Consider the following 16,471-nt stretch of genomic DNA (forward strand, 5'->3'; position numbering starts at 1 on the left):
TAAAATAACGCGATTTTTTCGTCAAATCTTCGCCTAGGGGGGAATATGCAAGAAACATTGAAAGTCTTATTGATAGACGATCACCCGCTAATGCGTCGCGGCATTAAGCAGCTTGTGGAATTGGACGATAACTTTGAAGTGATTGCCGACGTTGGCGGCGGTGCGGAAGGGATTTCCGTTGCATTACAAACATCACCGGATTTGATCATTTTAGATCTGAACATGAAAGGACTTTCGGGGTTAGATACATTAAAAGGCTTACGGGCGGAAGGGGTGGACGCGCGCATTGTGATTCTCACCGTATCCGATGCGAAAAATGATATTTTCGCCTTGGTGGATGCCGGTGCAGACGGTTATCTACTCAAAGACACCGAGCCGGATACCTTGCTCGAACAACTTAAAGCCATCGCGCAAGGTGAAGTGATTTTAAGCGATTCGATTAAAAATTTGTTGGTTGAACGCGAGCATCGCCAAGATCCGATGGATTCTTTAACGGAGCGCGAAATGGACGTATTACATTTAATCGCCACCGGGTTATCGAACAAACAAATTGCCGGACAATTATTTATTTCGGAAGAAACCGTAAAAGTGCACATTCGCAATTTATTGCGCAAACTTAACGTCCATTCCCGCGTCGCGGCTACGGTGTTATATTTCGAATATAACGGCCGTTAATGCGGTTTAAAATAAAAATGTACGGTCGGAAATTCGTGAGTTTTCCGACCGTATTTTTTTGTCTTTAAAAAATGCTGAAGGCGAAGATCGATTTCAGCACCGCATTGAACCCTTGTCCCGCAAGGCTTCAATGCGGTGCTATCGGGCAACTTTAACGCGGTACGCCGCGCAGCAATGGCACCGGTTCAAAGGGGGCGACCGAGGTTGGCGCCGGAATATCGTTGAAAATCAAGATAAAGGGTTTGCTCGGCACGAAAGCTTCGTCGCGCCATAAACTGCCTATTCCGACTAACTGTATATCCGCCGGTAAATTAGCCAAACCTTGTTGCAGTACCGCAACGGTATTCGGCCGTGGATGGCCGATCGCGATGGCCGTGCCACGCTTGCGTGCGTATTGAAGGGCAGCTTGAAATTGATGTTGTACATCAGCCGGTTCATTGCTGTCGTCTAAAAAAATATGACGTTCAAGCACGCGCACGCCTTGTTCGCGTCCGATTCTGCCAGCTACGGATTTGCCGCTGGTGCGACTATCCAGGAAAAATAAATGCTGCGCGCGCAACGCGTTCATTAAATGGCTCATCAATAGGTTGTCTGCCGTGGCGGCGCTCCCCATATGATTATTCATTCCAATGGCGTGCGGCACGATATTTCTCGCCGTTTGTACACGATTCGTCACCTGTTCTGCCGACATACCCAAATGCAAGCCGCCGGATTCAATTTTTATCGAACTCACCGGTTGCATCGGCATATGAATCAAAATATCGCGCCCTTGCGCAAAGGCTTCGCGGTCTCGTGTCGCCGCGTAAGGGGCGGCGGGAATAATGGCGACGGAAATCTCGCGTGGCATTGCCAAAATTGCCGCGTCTTGTTTTGGATGATAGCCCACATCGTCAATTACGATGGCAAGTTTATGTTGCGCGAAAGTTAATGAGGAATAAAGCGCGGCGGAAAAAACAAGCAGATTTTTGCGCGCGTTTTTTAGTAAGCCGAACATTATTTAATCCACCCCGCCGGGTTCACCGGCACGCCCTTACGGCTGATGCCGAAATAAAGCGCCGGACGCGAAACTTCGCCGCTATCACCCACTTGCGCGATGGTTTGTCCGGCAGAGACCAGTTGTCCTGCTTGCACAAATACCGCTTGATTAAAACCGTACAGACTCAAATCGCTGTCGCCATGTTTAACGATCACCATATAGCCGTAACCATTTAATTGCCCGGCTAAAATTACCCGCCCGCCGGCGATGGCGCGTACCGGTGTACCTCGCGGTGCCGCGATTACCATGCCTTTCCAACGTGCTTCACCCGCTTGTGTGAAGCCAAACGAATACAGCGTGGAACCGCTTACCGGTTTTTGATATTGCCGCGCTGCCGCGCCTAAGCCGTTAGCGCTGTTAATCAAGCGACGTTCTTGTTCTGTCGGTTGATAAGGTTTGGCGGTGCGTTTTTCTTCTGCTTGTTTGCGCTGTGCCAAGGCCTCACGTTCTTGTTGTTCTTGCGCTCGCACCGTTTGTTCTGCCCGCTGAATCTCTTGTCGCAAGGCGGCTTCATTAGCGCGTAAAGTGGCTAGTTTATTTTGATCTTTATCGATATTTTTATTGATTTCGTTTAACGTTGATTGACGCTCGCGCTGCGCTTTTTCTAATTCCTGTTGCTGTTTTTTTTGCGTTGAAAGCTGCGCTTTATGACTTTGTTGACGGCTTAAAATCTCTTCTTTTTGTTTCGCGATTTGCGCTTGCGTAGCGTTAATATTTTCAATCGTCTCAATGCGTACGCGGTTTAAATGTTCATAATACACTTTCATTCGCGCCGCTTTTTGAGCATCCTCGGAAAACATTCGTTGCAACACGGAAGGATTCAAACCGGAACGATAAATCGCATCCATTTGTCTTGCCAGCTTGGCTTTTTGCTCGCGTTCTTTTTTCTCAAGTTGCTTGATTTGTCCGTCTGCCTCGGCGATTTGCTTGCGAATTTCTTGCAGGCTCAGTTCGGTATCGCGCAATTCACCCGCCACAGAATTGATTTTACTTTCTTGATTTTTCAGCGTGGATTGTAATTTGGCCTGTGCGCGTTTTTGCTCGGCCAGTTTGGATTCTTGTTGCTTGATTTGTTGTTGAATTTGATTGAGATCGGCGGCCTCGCCCGTCGGCGCATAGCCCGAAATAGTGCCACACAAAAGCGCGGTCACGATAGATATTTTCCCATATAAGGCAAACCGCGACATAACCCGTCCCCATTCACAAAATTGCGCGAATCTTATCATATTTGTCAAAAGGCGAAAAAGTTTCCCGCGGATTTTTGCGAAAGATCAGGAAATACCGCCTTTTCGCTTTAACATGGTGGGTTTTTTTGCTATAAAATGCGCGTTTTTAATTTACCTACAACAAGGAGAATCCTATGGAATTAGTCTTTATTCGTCATGGTTTCAGTGAATGGAACGCAAAAAACCTATTCACCGGCTGGCGCGACGTCAATCTCACCGAACGCGGCGTGGAAGAAGCCAAAGCGGCTGGTAAAAAATTATTCGAAGCCGGTTATGAATTTGACATTGCCTTCACCTCCGTCCTCACCCGCGCCATCAAAACCTGTAACATTGTATTGGAAGAATCTCATCAATTATGGATTCCACAAGTGAAAAACTGGCGCTTGAACGAACGTCACTACGGCGCGCTACAAGGTTTGGACAAAAAAGCCACCGCTGAACAATACGGTGACGAACAAGTGCACATCTGGCGTCGTTCTTACGATATTTCCCCACCGGATTTAGATCCGGCCGATCCGAATTCCGCCCATAATGACCGTCGTTACGCCAACTTACCAAAAGACATCGTACCGAATGCTGAAAACTTAAAATTAACCTTAGAGCGCGCCCTCCCATTCTGGGAAGATCAAATTGCTCCGGCCTTACTCGCCGGCAAACGTGCATTGGTGGTCGCGCACGGCAATTCCTTACGCGCTTTGGCAAAACACATCATCGGCATTTCCGACGCGGAAATTATGGATTTTGAAATCCCGACCGGCCAACCACTTGTGTTAAAACTTGATGAAAAGTTAAACTATTTAGGTCATTACTATCTTTAATCTTTCATTCGGTGAAAAAAGTGCGGTTTCCTTGTCGCACTTTGTTTACACGAACAAACGAAAGCCGCAGGTGAAAACCTGCGGTTTTTTGTGGCTGCAAGGTGAGAAATGAAAGCGCTGAAGTGGCTAATCAGCACCGCATTGAGTTAGAGAATTTATTTGGTTTGAAAATCCTTTTCCGACAATACACGCAGCGGTTGCATATCGCTGTCGCCCATAATCACTCGGCTTGGGTCGGAACGTAAACAACTGCCGCCGTAATGCCCACCGACGGTAAAAGTGCAGATTTGTAAATATTGATCTTCCACTTTTGGTAAACACCAAAGCTGTTGGTAAATGTTTTCTTGTTTGCCGAAACGTCCATCCGTGCTATTTAACACCAAATTGTCATCGCCGAACAATTTCACGTTGTCGCCGCGGCGGCCGGCAATCGGTTTTTGCGCGTAACCGTTTTTGATTAATTCCGGTGTCAGTTCAAAACTCGCTTCCAACAAATAACGATGATTCGGGAACAACGACCACAACACCGGCAAAATCGCTTTATTGCTTGGAATCGCCGTCCAAAGTGGTTCGTAAACTTGCACTTCCGGCCGCAACAAAACGTCGATTAGGCGCACTTTATCTTCCGCATAGCCGGTCCGAATCGGTGGCGCCACTTCTTGTCCTGTCGCGTCTTCGCGCAATTGCTCCAACATGGTTTCCCACGCCCAAGTTTTCCACACGCTTTGGATTTGGTGGTTTTCATCGTCCAACAAGCGACCGCGATTATCCCAATGTAGCCCTTCCGTGCCGTGAATAATTTTCGCTTGAAAGCCGCCTTGGATCAGTGCTTGGCGCATAAACAGCGCGTGATAATCTTCTTCATCGTCGTGATCTTGCAAAATATGCACTAATTTGCTGGCGCGGCTGTGTTGCCAACAATCCGCCAAGGCATTGCGCAAACCTTCACCGGGGTTTTCTCCTAGCTTAAGTCCCGCCTGTTGTGCCCAACGATTCATTATTTCGCCGGCCTCGGCGTGGCAAGATGCGGAATCCGCATTATATTCGTACACTTTTAGTCCACGCTCGTCCAGACAAAAATCCAAACGGCCGGTGATGGTTTGATAACGACGATTCTGCCAAGACAAACGCAAGCGCGGCCAAAGCAGTTTAGGAATATTGAAATATTGCAGTAATTTATCGTCTTGCAGCACTTTGTCGGTGGCGTGTAAATACATTAAATGCAGTTCGTTGGTAGCACGAATCAGTTCATGTTGAGCGTTTTCGGAAATGGCGAAATAACGATATTGATCCGAACGGCTGACGCGATGGCCGTGCATCGCTTTCACGTAAGCAGCATCAAACGGCTTCGATTCATCTAGCCAATGGCCTTCAAATTGACCTTTATTTTCAATATGTCCGGCTTTAATCACCAAATCTTCCGGTTTTGGCGTCGGCTGTGGCAGGCTGTATTGCGTATCTGCGGTTTGAATCATCCAGCCTAAAATTTCCGTATCGTCGAAGGTATCTTGCAACAGATAACCGTTTGAGCACCGCATTGGCAGCTCGCGCGTCCATTGTTGCCCGCTCGGCAGACGTGAGTGAATCACATTTTGCTCGGCGATGCGGATTTTATCGTCTAATACTTCGGTGATAATTGCTACGTGACCGGTATGTTTAAATTCACCACCTTCTTGCCAAATCAAAAGCGCACCGGCTTCGGGTTTGCGTTTGCTGCCGTTGGCAAAAGCTTGCAACGGTAACAAGGCGTCGTTCGTCACTTGGCGCAGAAAACGTAACGAAAAAATTTCATAGGCCATGCCCACGTCGGTAAACACCATGCCGTGATTGAGATATAAATAACGGCGCGCAAATTCCACACATTGCCATTTATAGCCCATATATTCGCGTCCTAAATAACTGCGAAAGGCGGCATCATCGGGAAACTCTGCTTCGTCGGCCGTGGTGTAATCGGAAGAATAAATGGCAACGCCACCCGGTGCGTAACCGAGCAGGCTGCCGAAAGGATCGTGAGTGGTAATATTAGTAGAACGTTCCGGCATAAAAACTCCGAGTGAAATAACAAACGGGCATAGTATAGATCTTTTGCTTTGCGCCCCCAAATGTTTTGCGCGTTCAATCGGTAGTGCATCGATGTCCGCCGCCACGAGCTCGTCGTAGAGCACCGCATTGAAGCCCCACCATAGCGAAAAGGTTTTCTGCCGTCTTATGCTCAACGCGTGGTTGATTTGGCGACCTTTCAGCGCGCATTGGGACGCTTCGGTAGGGCTTTCAATGCGGTGCTCATTTGAAGGTTCGAAGGAATGTTGCGGACTGCGTTGTGGAAAAGATTTGCCGGACAAGAATTAGTCGAAAACGGCGAAAATTCATTCGGCATTGTGACGAAAAAAAAGCTTTTTTCTGTCAATCTGCCGGGGAAATATTGTAAACTAGCCCATTCTTAAAATGGCTGATAGAAATTGCAGAGATAAATTATGTTAATCAATAAATTCAAACGTGCCGAGCAAAACATCCGAAACTTGCCTTTTTTGCCGTTAGAAAAAACGCAAGTGGAATTTTTGTTCAGCCCGGCCGAATTTAAAACGCAGATTATTGAATTGATTCGAAATGCCAAAAAACGCATTTATATCACCGCACTTTACTGGCAAAAAGACGATGCGGGGCAAGAAATTTTGGACGAAATCTATCGGGCGAAGCAACGACACCCGGATTTGGATGTAAAAATTTTAGTGGATTGGCATCGTGCCCAGCGCAATTTATTGGGCGCTGAAAAATCGGCCACCAATGCCGATTGGTATTGCGAGCAACGTCAAACCTACCAACTGCCTGACGATCCGAATATGTTTTTCGGTGTGCCGATTAATACGCGCGAAGTGTTCGGCGTGTTGCATATCAAAGGCTTCGTGTTTGACAACAGCGTGCTGTATAGCGGCGCCAGTATTAATAATGTGTATTTGCAACAACAAGACAAATATCGTTACGACCGCTACCAAAAAATCACCAATGCGGTGCTGGCGGACGCGATGGTGAATTTTATCAACGACTATTTATTGGATTTCAATGCGGTGTTCCCGCTTGATGTTGGCAATCGCCCGCGGACTAAGGAAATTCGTGCGGCGATTCGTGCGTATCGTAAAAATCTGGCCAACCACGCCGAATACAATTTGCCAAATGCGGGCGAATGTTCCGACGTTTTAAGTGTTTCGCCGTTATTTGGTTTGGGCGCATCGGGCAACGAACTCAATCAAGTAATCAAAAAATTGTTCCTGAAAACGCAACAAAATTTGATTATTTGCACGCCGTATTTTAATTTTCCGCGCACCTTGCAACAAAAAATTGCTGCGTTGTTGGAGCAGGGCAAGCAAGTGGAAATTATCGTGGGTGACAAGGTGGCGAATGACTTTTACATTCCGCCGACACAGCCCTTCAAAATGGCGGGCGCTTTGCCTTATTTATACGAAAGTAATTTGCGTCGTTTTTGCGAAAAATTTGAAGGCGAAATCGAACGCGGTCAGCTTTGCGTTCGCTTATGGAAAGACGGCGACAATACCTATCATTTAAAAGGCGTGTGGGTGGATAATGATTATATTTTACTCACTGGTAATAATTTGAATCCGCGCGCTTGGCGTTTGGATGCGGAAAACGGTTTGTTGATTCGTGATCCGCAGCACGAATTACGGCCGCAAGTCACCAAAGAATTGCAACATATTCGCCGACATACCACCGTGTTAAAGCATTATTCCGAGCTTGAAGAGCTTTCTCAGTATCCGGAACCGGTGCAAAAATTACTGAAAAAATTCGCCCGCATTCAAGCGGATAAGTTAGTGAAAATGATTTTATAGCAGTAAGGGGAAATGTCGCGTTTCCCCTTAAAATTTCCTTAAGTGTAAAAATATTATGCGTGTTTCCGATTTTTATTTTGATTTGCCGGATGAACTGATCGCCCGTTATCCGAAAGAAGATCGTTCTTCTTGCCGACTATTGCAATTAAACGGCGAAACTGGCGAACTTTTCCATCGTACTTTTACCGATGTGCTCGACTTGATTAACGAAGGTGATTTGTTAATTTTCAACGACACACGGGTGATTCCCGCACGTATGTTTGGACGTAAAGCCAGTGGCGGTAAAATCGAAGTGCTGGTGGAGCGGATGTTGGATGAGCAGCGCTTTCTGGCGCATATTCGTTCTTCCAAAGCACCGAAAGCAGGTGCCGAATTATTTTTAGGCGAAGACAAGCTCGGCGAAAACAACGGCGTTAAAGCAATAATGAATGCCCGTCACGGCGCGTTGTTTGAAGTGGAATTAGCCGACAAATCCGGTACGCTGCTAAACGTGTTGCAACAAATCGGCCATATGCCGCTGCCGCCTTATATTGATCGCCCTGACGAAGAAGCGGATCAAGAATGTTATCAAACGGTTTATGGTAAGGTGCCCGGTGCGGTGGCCGCGCCGACTGCCGGATTGCATTTCGACGATGAATTATTGGAAAAACTGCGCGCCAAAGGCGTGAATTTTCAATTTGTTACGCTACACGTCGGGGCCGGAACGTTCCAACCGGTACGCGTGGCAAATATTGAAGAGCATATTATGCATGCGGAATACGTAGAACTTTCACAAGAAGTCTGCAATGCGATCATTGAGACTAAAAAAGCGGGCAAACGCGTGATTGCGGTGGGCACTACGTCCGTGCGCTCCGTTGAAACGGCGGCATTGTCAGCGCAGGAAAACGGCAATGGCGAGATGATCGAACCTTATTTTTCCGATACGTCGATTTTTATTTATCCCGGCAAAAAATTTCGCATCGTGGATTGTTTGATTACCAACTTCCATTTGCCGGAAAGCACGCTGATTATGTTGGTTTCCGCCTTTGCCGGTTTTTCGCATACGATGAATGCCTATAAAAGTGCGGTGGAAAATCGTTATCGTTTTTTCAGTTACGGTGATGCGATGTTTATTTCCAAGAATCCTGAGGTGAAGGCTTGGAAATAAGCGGTTTGACTTATTTCCGAGTACTCCATAAAATGCGCAGAGCCTGTATCAACAGGCTTTTTTATTGGCGAAAACCTTCGAACTGTTTATTCGTTGAGGAAAAAATGAAGTATGAATTAGATAAAATCAGCGGTAATGCCCGTCGCGGTCGTCTGATCTTTGAACGTCCACAAGGCACCTTTAGCGTGGAAACGCCGGCGTTTATGCCGGTGGGAACTTACGGCACGGTAAAAGGCATGACGCCGGAAGAAGTGCGCGCCACCGGTGCGGAAATTTTGCTCGGTAATACTTTCCATTTGTGGTTGCGCCCGGGGCAAGAAGTCATGCGTAAACACGGTGATTTGCACGATTTTATGCAGTGGCATCGCCCGATTCTCACGGATTCCGGCGGTTTCCAAGTATTCAGTTTGGGCAAATTACGCAAAATTACCGAAGAAGGCGTAAAATTCCAAAACCCGATCAATGGCGAACGCATTTTTCTTTCCCCTGAAAAATCAATGGAAATTCAATATGATTTGGGGTCCGACATTGTGATGATTTTCGACGAATGCACGCCTTATCCCGCCACTTTTGATTACGCCAAGCAATCTATGGAAATGTCCTTACGCTGGGCGCAACGCAGTCGCAAACGTTTTGACGAATTGGGCAATAAAAATGCCTTGTTCGGCATTATTCAAGGCGGCACCTTTGAAGAATTGCGTAAGGTTTCCTTGGAAGGCTTAGTGAACATCGGTTTTGATGGCTATGCCGTAGGCGGTTTAGCCGTGGGCGAGCCGAAAGAAGATATGCACCGCATTTTGGAATACATTTGCCCGCAAATTCCTGCCGATAAACCGCGTTATTTAATGGGCGTGGGTAAACCGGAAGATTTGGTGGAGGGCGTGCGACGCGGGATCGATATGTTTGATTGCGTGATGCCGACCCGCAACGCGCGGAACGGACATTTATTCGTCACCGACGGTATTGTAAAAATCCGCAATGCCAAATATCGCGATGACACCAGCCCATTGGATCCGCACTGCGATTGCTACACCTGCAAACATTACAGCAAAGCCTATTTGTATCATTTGGACAAATGCGGCGAAATCCTAGGCGCGCGTCTTAATACTATTCACAATTTACGTTATTACCAACGCTTAATGGCGGAAATCCGTCAAGCAATTGAAGCGGATCGTTTTGAGGATTTTGTGGTGGCGTTTTATGCGCGAATTGGCAAACCCGTTCCACCGTTACAATTAGCTGAAACAGCGCAATAATCAGTGAAAAGTGTGGTTATTTTTAAAAACGTTTTCAAATCAACCACACTTTTCCAATAACAGGAGCATTTATGCAAATTCTAGAACCCCAACAATTCGCTAGCTGGAATGAACCCATTGAAATGCTGTACGCTTGCCACGGTAAAGTGAAGCGTTTTTGTCGACAGCTGACGATTTTGCCTGATTATTTGACGAAGCACGGTTGCAATCAGGCGGTAAAAAACGATGTACGGCAAATTCTAAATTATTTCAATCAATCCGCACCGTTGCATCATGACGATGAGGAAAAGGATTTTTTCCCTGCCCTGATAGCCAAAGTGCCTGAAGCGAAAGCGAAGGTGGATGAATTGGAACGCCAACATGTTGATTTGCATGAAAATTGGCGTCTACTTGCGGCACAACTCGAAAGTCTTGTTGCGCAACAATGTGATAAGGTGGATGCGGTGCTGATTCAGCGTTTCGTTGCGGCTTACGACCGGCATATCGCTATTGAAGAACCATTGTTTGAATTGGGAAAACGTTATTTGAGCGAGGCGGAATTAAAGGTGATGGGCGCGATTATGTCAAAACGACGCCTTGTGTAATGTATGGATTATCTACTTGATACCCGCGATTATCGTTGCCCGTTGCCGCTATTGATGGTGAAGCAAGCGCTGTTGCGGCTAACGGCGGAGGATAAATTATCGGTTTTACTTTCCGGCGACAGTGATTGGCGCGAAATCCAACGACTTTGTGAAATGTACCTTTGCCATTGCCAATACGAGGCAGATCGGACATTAATAATCCGTAAACGTTAATTTGTCGCCGCCCTTTTTATCCGACCGTACCGACCATAAACACATTCGACGACGCTTTTTGCGAGCTTCATTTTTGGCACCGCATTGAAATCCCAAACGAGCACCGCATTGAAGTCTCAAATAAGCACCGCATTGAATGAGCCGTGTTCAATGTGGTCAGCCAAAGATGCAAAATTAGTGTAAAGGTTAGTCGTGCGAAGGCACCAAATCAACGGAAGAAAAGGTGCGTTTTTTTACAATATCAAGTGCGCGCTTTTCGTGTAATGTTCAATATGCTTTTCACATTTCACGCGATTTATGGTATTTTAGCGCCCAAATTTCAACTTAATTCAACTTAATAAGGAAAACTTACAATGGAAGCACAAAACCCAATGTCCACGTTATTTATTTTCGTGATTTTCGGTTTAATTTTTTACTTTATGATTTATCGCCCACAAGCGAAACGCAACAAAGAACACAAAAAACTGATGTCCGAACTGGCTAAAGGTACTGAGGTGTTAACTGCCGGCGGTATGATGGGCAAAATCACCAAAGTGATCGAAGACAACAACAGTGTAGTGATTGCGTTAAATGAAAATACAGAAATCACAATCAACCGTAACTACATTGTAACCATCCTGCCGAAAGGTTCCGTCAAAACGCTTTAATCCTGCATACCCAAGGGAAAACTATGTTAAATCGTTACCCATTATGGAAGAATCTAATGGTGATCCTCGTGGTCGCCATTGGTGTTTTATATTCTCTTCCAAATATTTACGGTGAAGATCCGGCCGTGCAAATTTCCGGTACACGCGGGCAACAAGCTGATACGACGGCGTTGAGCCAAGTTCAAGAAGTGTTAAAAGATAATAATCTTACTGCCAAATCAGTGATCCTCGAACAGGGTTCGATTCTTGCCCGTTTCAGCAATACCGATGATCAATTACTTGCCAAGGATAAAATTGCCGAAAAACTCGGTAATCATTATACCACCGCATTGAACCTTGCTCCGGCTACGCCCGCGTGGTTAAGCACGCTTGGCGCCAACCCGATGAAATGGGGCTTGGATTTGCGCGGCGGGGTACGTTTTTTGATGGAAGTGGATATGAATTCCGCTTTGGCAAAACGCCAAGAACAATTGCAGGACAGCTTGCGTACCGAACTTCGTAAAGAAAAAATTCAATACACCGCAATTAAAAATGCCGATAATTTCGGCACGACGGTTACCTTGGCCGATAGCGCTCAAATTTCCAAAGCCAGTCGGATTATTCGTCAAGCGCATCCGACCCTGGATGTGAGCGATTCCGGTGATACCTTAACCTTATCTCTTTCCGGCACCGCATTGAATGAAGCGCGGGATTTGGCGATTGAACAAAACTTAACTATTTTGCGTAAGCGGGTGTCCGAATTAGGCGTGGCGGAAGCGGTGATTCAACGCCAAGGCGCTGAACGCATTGTGATCGAATTGCCGGGTGTGCAAGATACTGCACGCGCGAAGGAAATTTTAGGTGCGACCGCCACCCTTGAGTTCCGCCTGGTGAATCCGACGGCGAATGTTGAAGCAGCGGCACGTGGTATTGTTCCGGCAGATTCTGAAGTGAAATATGACCGTCAAGGTATGCCCGTGGTTTTATTAAAACGTCCTTCTTTGGGCGGTGAGCATATTATCAATTCCAGCGCCGCATTGGATCAGCAATCCGGCACGCCGCAAGTTAGCGTTACTTTAGATAGCGAAGGCGGCGATCAAATGTCGCAAATCACTAAGAAATTTTATAAAAAACCGATGGCGACCCTTTATGTTGAATATAAAGACAACGGCAAAAAAGATGAGAACGGTAAAACCATTTTAGAGAAAAGCGAAGAAGTGATTAACGTGGCGACCATTCAGGCGCGTTTCGGTGCGAATTTCCAAATCACCGGCGTAAGCAGTATGGCGGAAGCGAATAATCTTTCCACGTTGCTAAAATCCGGCGCCTTGATCGCACCGGTGCAAATTGTGGAGGAACGCACTATCGGTCCATCACTTGGCGCGCAAAACGTGGAACAGGGCTTGGATGCGAGTTTTTGGGGGTTAATTGCGGTGATCCTGTTTATGCTGTTTTACTATAAAGTTTTCGGCGTTATCGCGAGTTTAGCTATGGTAATTAATATCGTGTTGTTGGTCGGTTTGATGTCAATTCTACCGGGTGCAACGCTTTCTATGCCGGGAATTGCGGGTATCGTATTAACTTTGGGAATGTCGGTGGACGCCAACGTGTTAATCTTCGAACGGATTAAAGAAGAAATCCGTAATGGTCGCCCGATTCAGCAAGCGATTAATGAAGGTTATAACGGCGCATTTACATCTATCTTCGATGCCAATTTAACCACTATTTTAACGGCAATCATTCTTTATGCCGTCGGTACCGGTCCGATTCAAGGCTTTGCGATCACCCTTTCCTTAGGGGTAGCGATTTCCATGTTTACTGCAATTACAGGAACGCGCGCCCTTGTGAACGCAATTTACGGTGGAAAAAATATTAAGAAATTATCAATTTAGGCAGGGAATGATGAAACTTTTTGCAAAAGATAAAGACGGGCATTTTATTCGTGAAATCAATGGAATTAAACTCCCGTTCCCATTGACCGAATTTATGAAAGTGCGTAAATGGGGTTATTTATTTTCTGCCTTTGCGATGGTGATTTCGCTGTTTTTCATTATCACTAAAGGTTTTAACTGGGGCTTGGATTTTACCGGCGGTGTAGTATTTGATACCCGTTTCTCGCAAGTTGCGAACTTGGATCAAATTCGCGCTAAGTTGAACGAGCATGGCATCGAAAGCCCTATCGTACAAACCACCGGTTCCGTGCAAGACGTGATGATTCGTTTACCGGCGGCGGATAACGATGTAACCATTGGTGATCGCGTAAAAGCCATGTTAGTGGAATTAGATCCGAACATTAAAATTAAGAGTGTAGAATTTGTTGGTCCGAATGTCGGAGAAGAGTTGGCACAGGGCGCGGTTTACGCAACTTTAGCGACGCTTGCTATGATGTTGCTTTACGTTGGATCACGCTTTGAATGGCGTTTAGGTTTCGGCGGTATTGCTTCCCTCGCCCATGACGTGATTATTACGCTTGGCGTATTTTCGGCGTTGCAAGTGGAAATGGATTTAACTTTTGTGGCAGCGATTCTTTCCGTAGTAGGGTATTCCATCAACGACAGTATTGTGGTGTTCGACCGAGTGCGGGAAAATTTCCGTAAAATTCGTCGGTTAGATACGATTGATATTATTGATATTTCCCTCACGCAAACGCTATCAAGAACCATCATGACCTCTGCGACGACTTTAATCGTGGTGATCGCCTTGTTTTTCTTCGGCGGACCGTCTATTCACAACTTTTCGCTGGCGTTGTTGGTCGGGATTGGTTTTGGTACCTATTCTTCCATCTTTATCGCCATTGCAATCGCTTACGACGTGGGGCTGCGCCGCGAACACATGATTCCGCCGAAAGCGGATCGCGAAGTGGATGAACTTCCTTAAGACATAAATATTATTGGTCGGTTAAGTTCGTTTAGCCGACTGATTTTTTATTCTTTGCCGGCTAACGCTTTTCGCAGCCGTCCTTTCTCTTTTTCCAATAAGGCTCGCGCTTCGTCTTTTTCTAAACCGCTTAAAAGTATCATAATTGCCAGCTTGGCATTTTGTTCGGCTATCGTTAGCGTTTGTTTGGCTATGGTTTCGTCGCACTCGGTGGCTTGCATTACAATACGAACAGCGCGTGCTTTAAGTTTTTCGTTACTTGCTTGCACGTCCACCATCAAATTTTCATAGCATTTGCCGAGCAAAATCATGGATGCGGTGCTGATCATGTTGAGTACCAATTTTTGTGCCGTGCCGGATTTTAAACGGCTAGAGCCGGTCAGCACTTCTGCACCGACCAGCGTATCGATAGCGATATCTGCCGTTTGCGCCATAGGCGAGTTCGGATTGCTGGCAATAGAAACTGTGATCGCACCGAGTTGTTTGGCGTAACCTAAGGCGCTCAATACATAAGGTGTGCGTCCGCTTGCCGCGATGCCCACTAATACGTCTTTTGCATTGAAATCGATCGCTTGTAAATCCGTCACGGCCGCGTTCGAATTATCTTCCGCCCCCTCTACCGGATAACGAATCGCAGGCTCGCCGCCGGCGATAATGCCTTTCACCATTTCGTTGTGCACGCCGAACGTTGGCGGACATTCCGAGGCGTCTAATACACCTAAACGGCCGCTGGTGCCTGCGCCGAGATAGACCAATCTAGCACCGCATTGAAAGGCCTTTACTACGGCTTCCACGGCCTGTGCAATTTGTGGTAATACGCGTTCGACGGCAAGAGGAACCTGTTTGTCTTCTGTATTCATTAGCGTCACGATTTCTAAGGCGGAAAGGCAATCCACCTCCATCGAATGCGGATTGCGTTGTTCGGTGATAAGCGTCGAGAGAGTTTGTAGTAATGTTTCGTTCATGGCAGGTTGTCTGAAAAATTATCCTTACGGCACAAAATAATGTGGTACGAAATGACTGTCATTGCCGGTGACAGCGGTGAAATCTTCGCGTAGGCCCATGCCGCAAGCCACATCACCGATGACCCAGGAACCGATTACCGGATACATGCCATCAAAATTCGGGAGCTCGAACTTTTGTTGGTAAATGTAACCGGACGTGTCGTAGAAAGCAGAGTGTTCGCTGCCTTTAGCGGCGAATTCCACGCCGTTGCTTTTTTCGTAGTAGAACACGTTGGCGCCTTCGCGGCCAAGCAACGGTTTTTTTACCCAAATGGCTTTTCTATCGGTGATATCGAATTTATTAAAATATGCCGGCAATAAATTCGGGTGGTTAGGATAGCGTTGCCACAACTTAGCGAGCAAGGCTTTGTTGCTTAATAACATTTTCCAAGCGGGTTCAATAAAACTTGTATGCGCGTTCGGAATATGTCGTGCAAATTCCGCGCCGCTGAGCCATTCGAGCGGGTAGAGCTTGAATAACATATCAATCGGTGCATCGTTCAAATCGACAAATTCTTGATTTTCTTTGTTGTAACCAATGTCTTCTACGGCAAGTTGATGAATATTCCAACTCGCGTTATAAGCCACATCGGCAAGATAATCTAAATTGCCCCAATCTTCGCGTCCCGCTTCTTGCATGGCACTGAAATAGAAATCGTTTTTGCCGCTTTGTTGTTTTAGAAAGGTGAAATGTTTGAGCAATTCTTCGTGGATCCAGTTGAATTGGTCGCGATATTGTAACCCCTCGATTTGTTCCAACCATTGCCATTGCACTATCGCTGCTTCCAGCAATGAAGTCGGTGTATCGGCATTGTATTCGAACATTTTCAAGTTTTCGCCGTCGTAGCCGAAATCAAAACGCCCGTATAAATAGGGCGCTTGTTTATGCCACGCGTCTTCAATCAACTGCTTTTGCAAATCGGTGAAACGATAATAAGCGTAGTCGCCTTGTTTGATTTCATCGGCGACAAAATCCAAACACATCGCATGTAGTTCGTTGGTGGCGTCTTCAATGCGGTCGATTTCAGCCAAGGTAAATTCATAGGCGACATTGTCCGACCAATAATGCGAGCCGTCGCTTGAAGGCAGGTTGTAATAATCAAAGCCGACATCAAGCAATTGTTGCACCATATCGGGGCGCGTCGGAAAACCGGTAACCCGTTTCAT

15 protein-coding genes are annotated in these 16,471 nt (G+C 46.4%); 10 read left to right on the forward strand and 5 right to left on the reverse strand.

Translation table 11 applies throughout. From position 1 onward, the window contains the following. Positions 1-45 precede the first annotated feature (45 nt). Positions 46-675 (forward strand): LuxR C-terminal-related transcriptional regulator, encoded by a 630-nt coding sequence (locus tag ACO59Y_RS07320; RefSeq protein WP_486131972.1) that lies wholly within the window; start codon positions 46-48, stop codon positions 673-675. 151 nt (positions 676-826) lie between these two features. On the opposite strand, the gene ACO59Y_RS07325 is transcribed toward ACO59Y_RS07320, so the two are convergent. Both ACO59Y_RS07325 and envC read right to left on the reverse strand, forming a co-directional pair. Then, positions 827-1,669, reverse strand: a complete 843-nt coding sequence (locus tag ACO59Y_RS07325; protein ID WP_486131973.1) for a divergent polysaccharide deacetylase family protein — start codon at positions 1,667-1,669, stop codon at positions 827-829. Then, positions 1,669-2,898: a murein hydrolase activator EnvC gene (envC, locus tag ACO59Y_RS07330; RefSeq protein WP_486131975.1), complete on the reverse strand. Its 1,230-nt coding sequence runs from the start codon at positions 2,896-2,898 to the stop codon at positions 1,669-1,671. The genes ACO59Y_RS07325 and envC overlap by 1 nt, the downstream gene beginning before the upstream one ends. Positions 2,899-3,071: 173 nt before the next feature. On the opposite strand from envC, the gene ACO59Y_RS07335 reads away from it, so the two are divergent. Continuing rightward, positions 3,072-3,755 (forward strand): 2,3-diphosphoglycerate-dependent phosphoglycerate mutase, encoded by a 684-nt coding sequence (locus tag ACO59Y_RS07335; RefSeq protein WP_373603323.1) that lies wholly within the window; start codon positions 3,072-3,074, stop codon positions 3,753-3,755. Positions 3,756-3,910: 155 nt separating this feature from the next. Here the strand turns inward: ACO59Y_RS07335 and gss are convergent, their stop codons facing one another. Continuing rightward, a complete protein-coding gene (gene gss / locus ACO59Y_RS07340; protein WP_486132026.1) occupies positions 3,911-5,797 on the reverse strand; it encodes a bifunctional glutathionylspermidine amidase/synthase in 1,887 nt (628 codons plus the stop codon). 432 nt (positions 5,798-6,229) lie between these two features. On the opposite strand from gss, the gene pssA reads away from it, so the two are divergent. The 8 genes from pssA (at position 6,230) to secF (ending at position 14,300) form a co-directional block, all read left to right on the forward strand. After that, positions 6,230-7,597, forward strand: a complete 1,368-nt coding sequence (gene pssA / locus ACO59Y_RS07345) for a CDP-diacylglycerol--serine O-phosphatidyltransferase (RefSeq protein ID WP_486131978.1) — start codon at positions 6,230-6,232, stop codon at positions 7,595-7,597. Between the two features lie 55 nt (positions 7,598-7,652). Continuing rightward, complete coding sequence (queA, locus tag ACO59Y_RS07350) at positions 7,653-8,744, forward strand: tRNA preQ1(34) S-adenosylmethionine ribosyltransferase-isomerase QueA (RefSeq protein ID WP_486131980.1); 1,092 nt, start codon at positions 7,653-7,655, stop codon at positions 8,742-8,744. A 104-nt stretch (positions 8,745-8,848) separates the two neighbouring features. Then, a complete protein-coding gene (gene tgt / locus ACO59Y_RS07355) occupies positions 8,849-10,000 on the forward strand; it encodes a tRNA guanosine(34) transglycosylase Tgt (protein ID WP_373603320.1) in 1,152 nt (383 codons plus the stop codon). Between the two features lie 71 nt (positions 10,001-10,071). Next, positions 10,072-10,584 (forward strand): hemerythrin domain-containing protein, encoded by a 513-nt coding sequence (locus tag ACO59Y_RS07360; protein ID WP_486131982.1) that lies wholly within the window; start codon positions 10,072-10,074, stop codon positions 10,582-10,584. Positions 10,585-10,587: 3 nt separating this feature from the next. Next, on the forward strand, positions 10,588-10,797 hold the full coding sequence (locus tag ACO59Y_RS07365; protein WP_486131984.1) for a sulfurtransferase TusA family protein: 210 nt from the start codon (positions 10,588-10,590) through the stop codon (positions 10,795-10,797). Between the two features lie 353 nt (positions 10,798-11,150). Beyond that, entirely contained in the window at positions 11,151-11,444 is a 294-nt protein-coding gene (gene yajC, locus ACO59Y_RS07370) for a preprotein translocase subunit YajC (RefSeq protein ID WP_373603317.1), read from the forward strand. A gap of 23 nt (positions 11,445-11,467) precedes the next feature. After that, positions 11,468-13,315 (forward strand): protein translocase subunit SecD, encoded by a 1,848-nt coding sequence (secD, locus tag ACO59Y_RS07375; RefSeq protein ID WP_486131987.1) that lies wholly within the window; start codon positions 11,468-11,470, stop codon positions 13,313-13,315. Between the two features lie 10 nt (positions 13,316-13,325). Then, positions 13,326-14,300: a protein translocase subunit SecF gene (secF, locus tag ACO59Y_RS07380; protein WP_373604352.1), complete on the forward strand. Its 975-nt coding sequence runs from the start codon at positions 13,326-13,328 to the stop codon at positions 14,298-14,300. Positions 14,301-14,347: 47 nt separating this feature from the next. Here secF and murQ read toward each other — a convergent pair whose 3' ends face one another. Both murQ and ACO59Y_RS07390 read right to left on the reverse strand, forming a co-directional pair. After that, complete coding sequence (murQ, locus tag ACO59Y_RS07385) at positions 14,348-15,265, reverse strand: N-acetylmuramic acid 6-phosphate etherase (RefSeq protein ID WP_486131989.1); 918 nt, start codon at positions 15,263-15,265, stop codon at positions 14,348-14,350. A 24-nt stretch (positions 15,266-15,289) separates the two neighbouring features. Then, positions 15,290-16,471, reverse strand: a complete 1,182-nt coding sequence (locus ACO59Y_RS07390; RefSeq protein ID WP_486131991.1) for a glutathionylspermidine synthase family protein — start codon at positions 16,469-16,471, stop codon at positions 15,290-15,292.

Source organism: Rodentibacter sp. (assembly GCF_057314195.1).

Coding starts and splice junctions, on each gene's coding strand:
- envC (WP_486131975.1), bottom strand. CDS start 2,898: ATGTCGCGGTTTGCCTTATATGGGAAAATATCTATCGTGACCGCGCTT.
- secF (WP_373604352.1), top strand. CDS start 13,326: ATGAAACTTTTTGCAAAAGATAAAGACGGGCATTTTATTCGTGAAATC.
- ACO59Y_RS07335 (WP_373603323.1), top strand. CDS start 3,072: ATGGAATTAGTCTTTATTCGTCATGGTTTCAGTGAATGGAACGCAAAA.
- queA (WP_486131980.1), top strand. CDS start 7,653: ATGCGTGTTTCCGATTTTTATTTTGATTTGCCGGATGAACTGATCGCC.
- ACO59Y_RS07325 (WP_486131973.1), bottom strand. CDS start 1,669: ATGTTCGGCTTACTAAAAAACGCGCGCAAAAATCTGCTTGTTTTTTCC.
- ACO59Y_RS07360 (WP_486131982.1), top strand. CDS start 10,072: ATGCAAATTCTAGAACCCCAACAATTCGCTAGCTGGAATGAACCCATT.
- gss (WP_486132026.1), bottom strand. CDS start 5,797: ATGCCGGAACGTTCTACTAATATTACCACTCACGATCCTTTCGGCAGC.
- ACO59Y_RS07320 (WP_486131972.1), top strand. CDS start 46: ATGCAAGAAACATTGAAAGTCTTATTGATAGACGATCACCCGCTAATG.
- ACO59Y_RS07390 (WP_486131991.1), bottom strand. CDS start 16,471: ATGAAACGGGTTACCGGTTTTCCGACGCGCCCCGATATGGTGCAACAA.
- murQ (WP_486131989.1), bottom strand. CDS start 15,265: ATGAACGAAACATTACTACAAACTCTCTCGACGCTTATCACCGAACAA.
- pssA (WP_486131978.1), top strand. CDS start 6,230: ATGTTAATCAATAAATTCAAACGTGCCGAGCAAAACATCCGAAACTTG.
- yajC (WP_373603317.1), top strand. CDS start 11,151: ATGGAAGCACAAAACCCAATGTCCACGTTATTTATTTTCGTGATTTTC.
- ACO59Y_RS07365 (WP_486131984.1), top strand. CDS start 10,588: ATGGATTATCTACTTGATACCCGCGATTATCGTTGCCCGTTGCCGCTA.
- tgt (WP_373603320.1), top strand. CDS start 8,849: ATGAAGTATGAATTAGATAAAATCAGCGGTAATGCCCGTCGCGGTCGT.
- secD (WP_486131987.1), top strand. CDS start 11,468: ATGTTAAATCGTTACCCATTATGGAAGAATCTAATGGTGATCCTCGTG.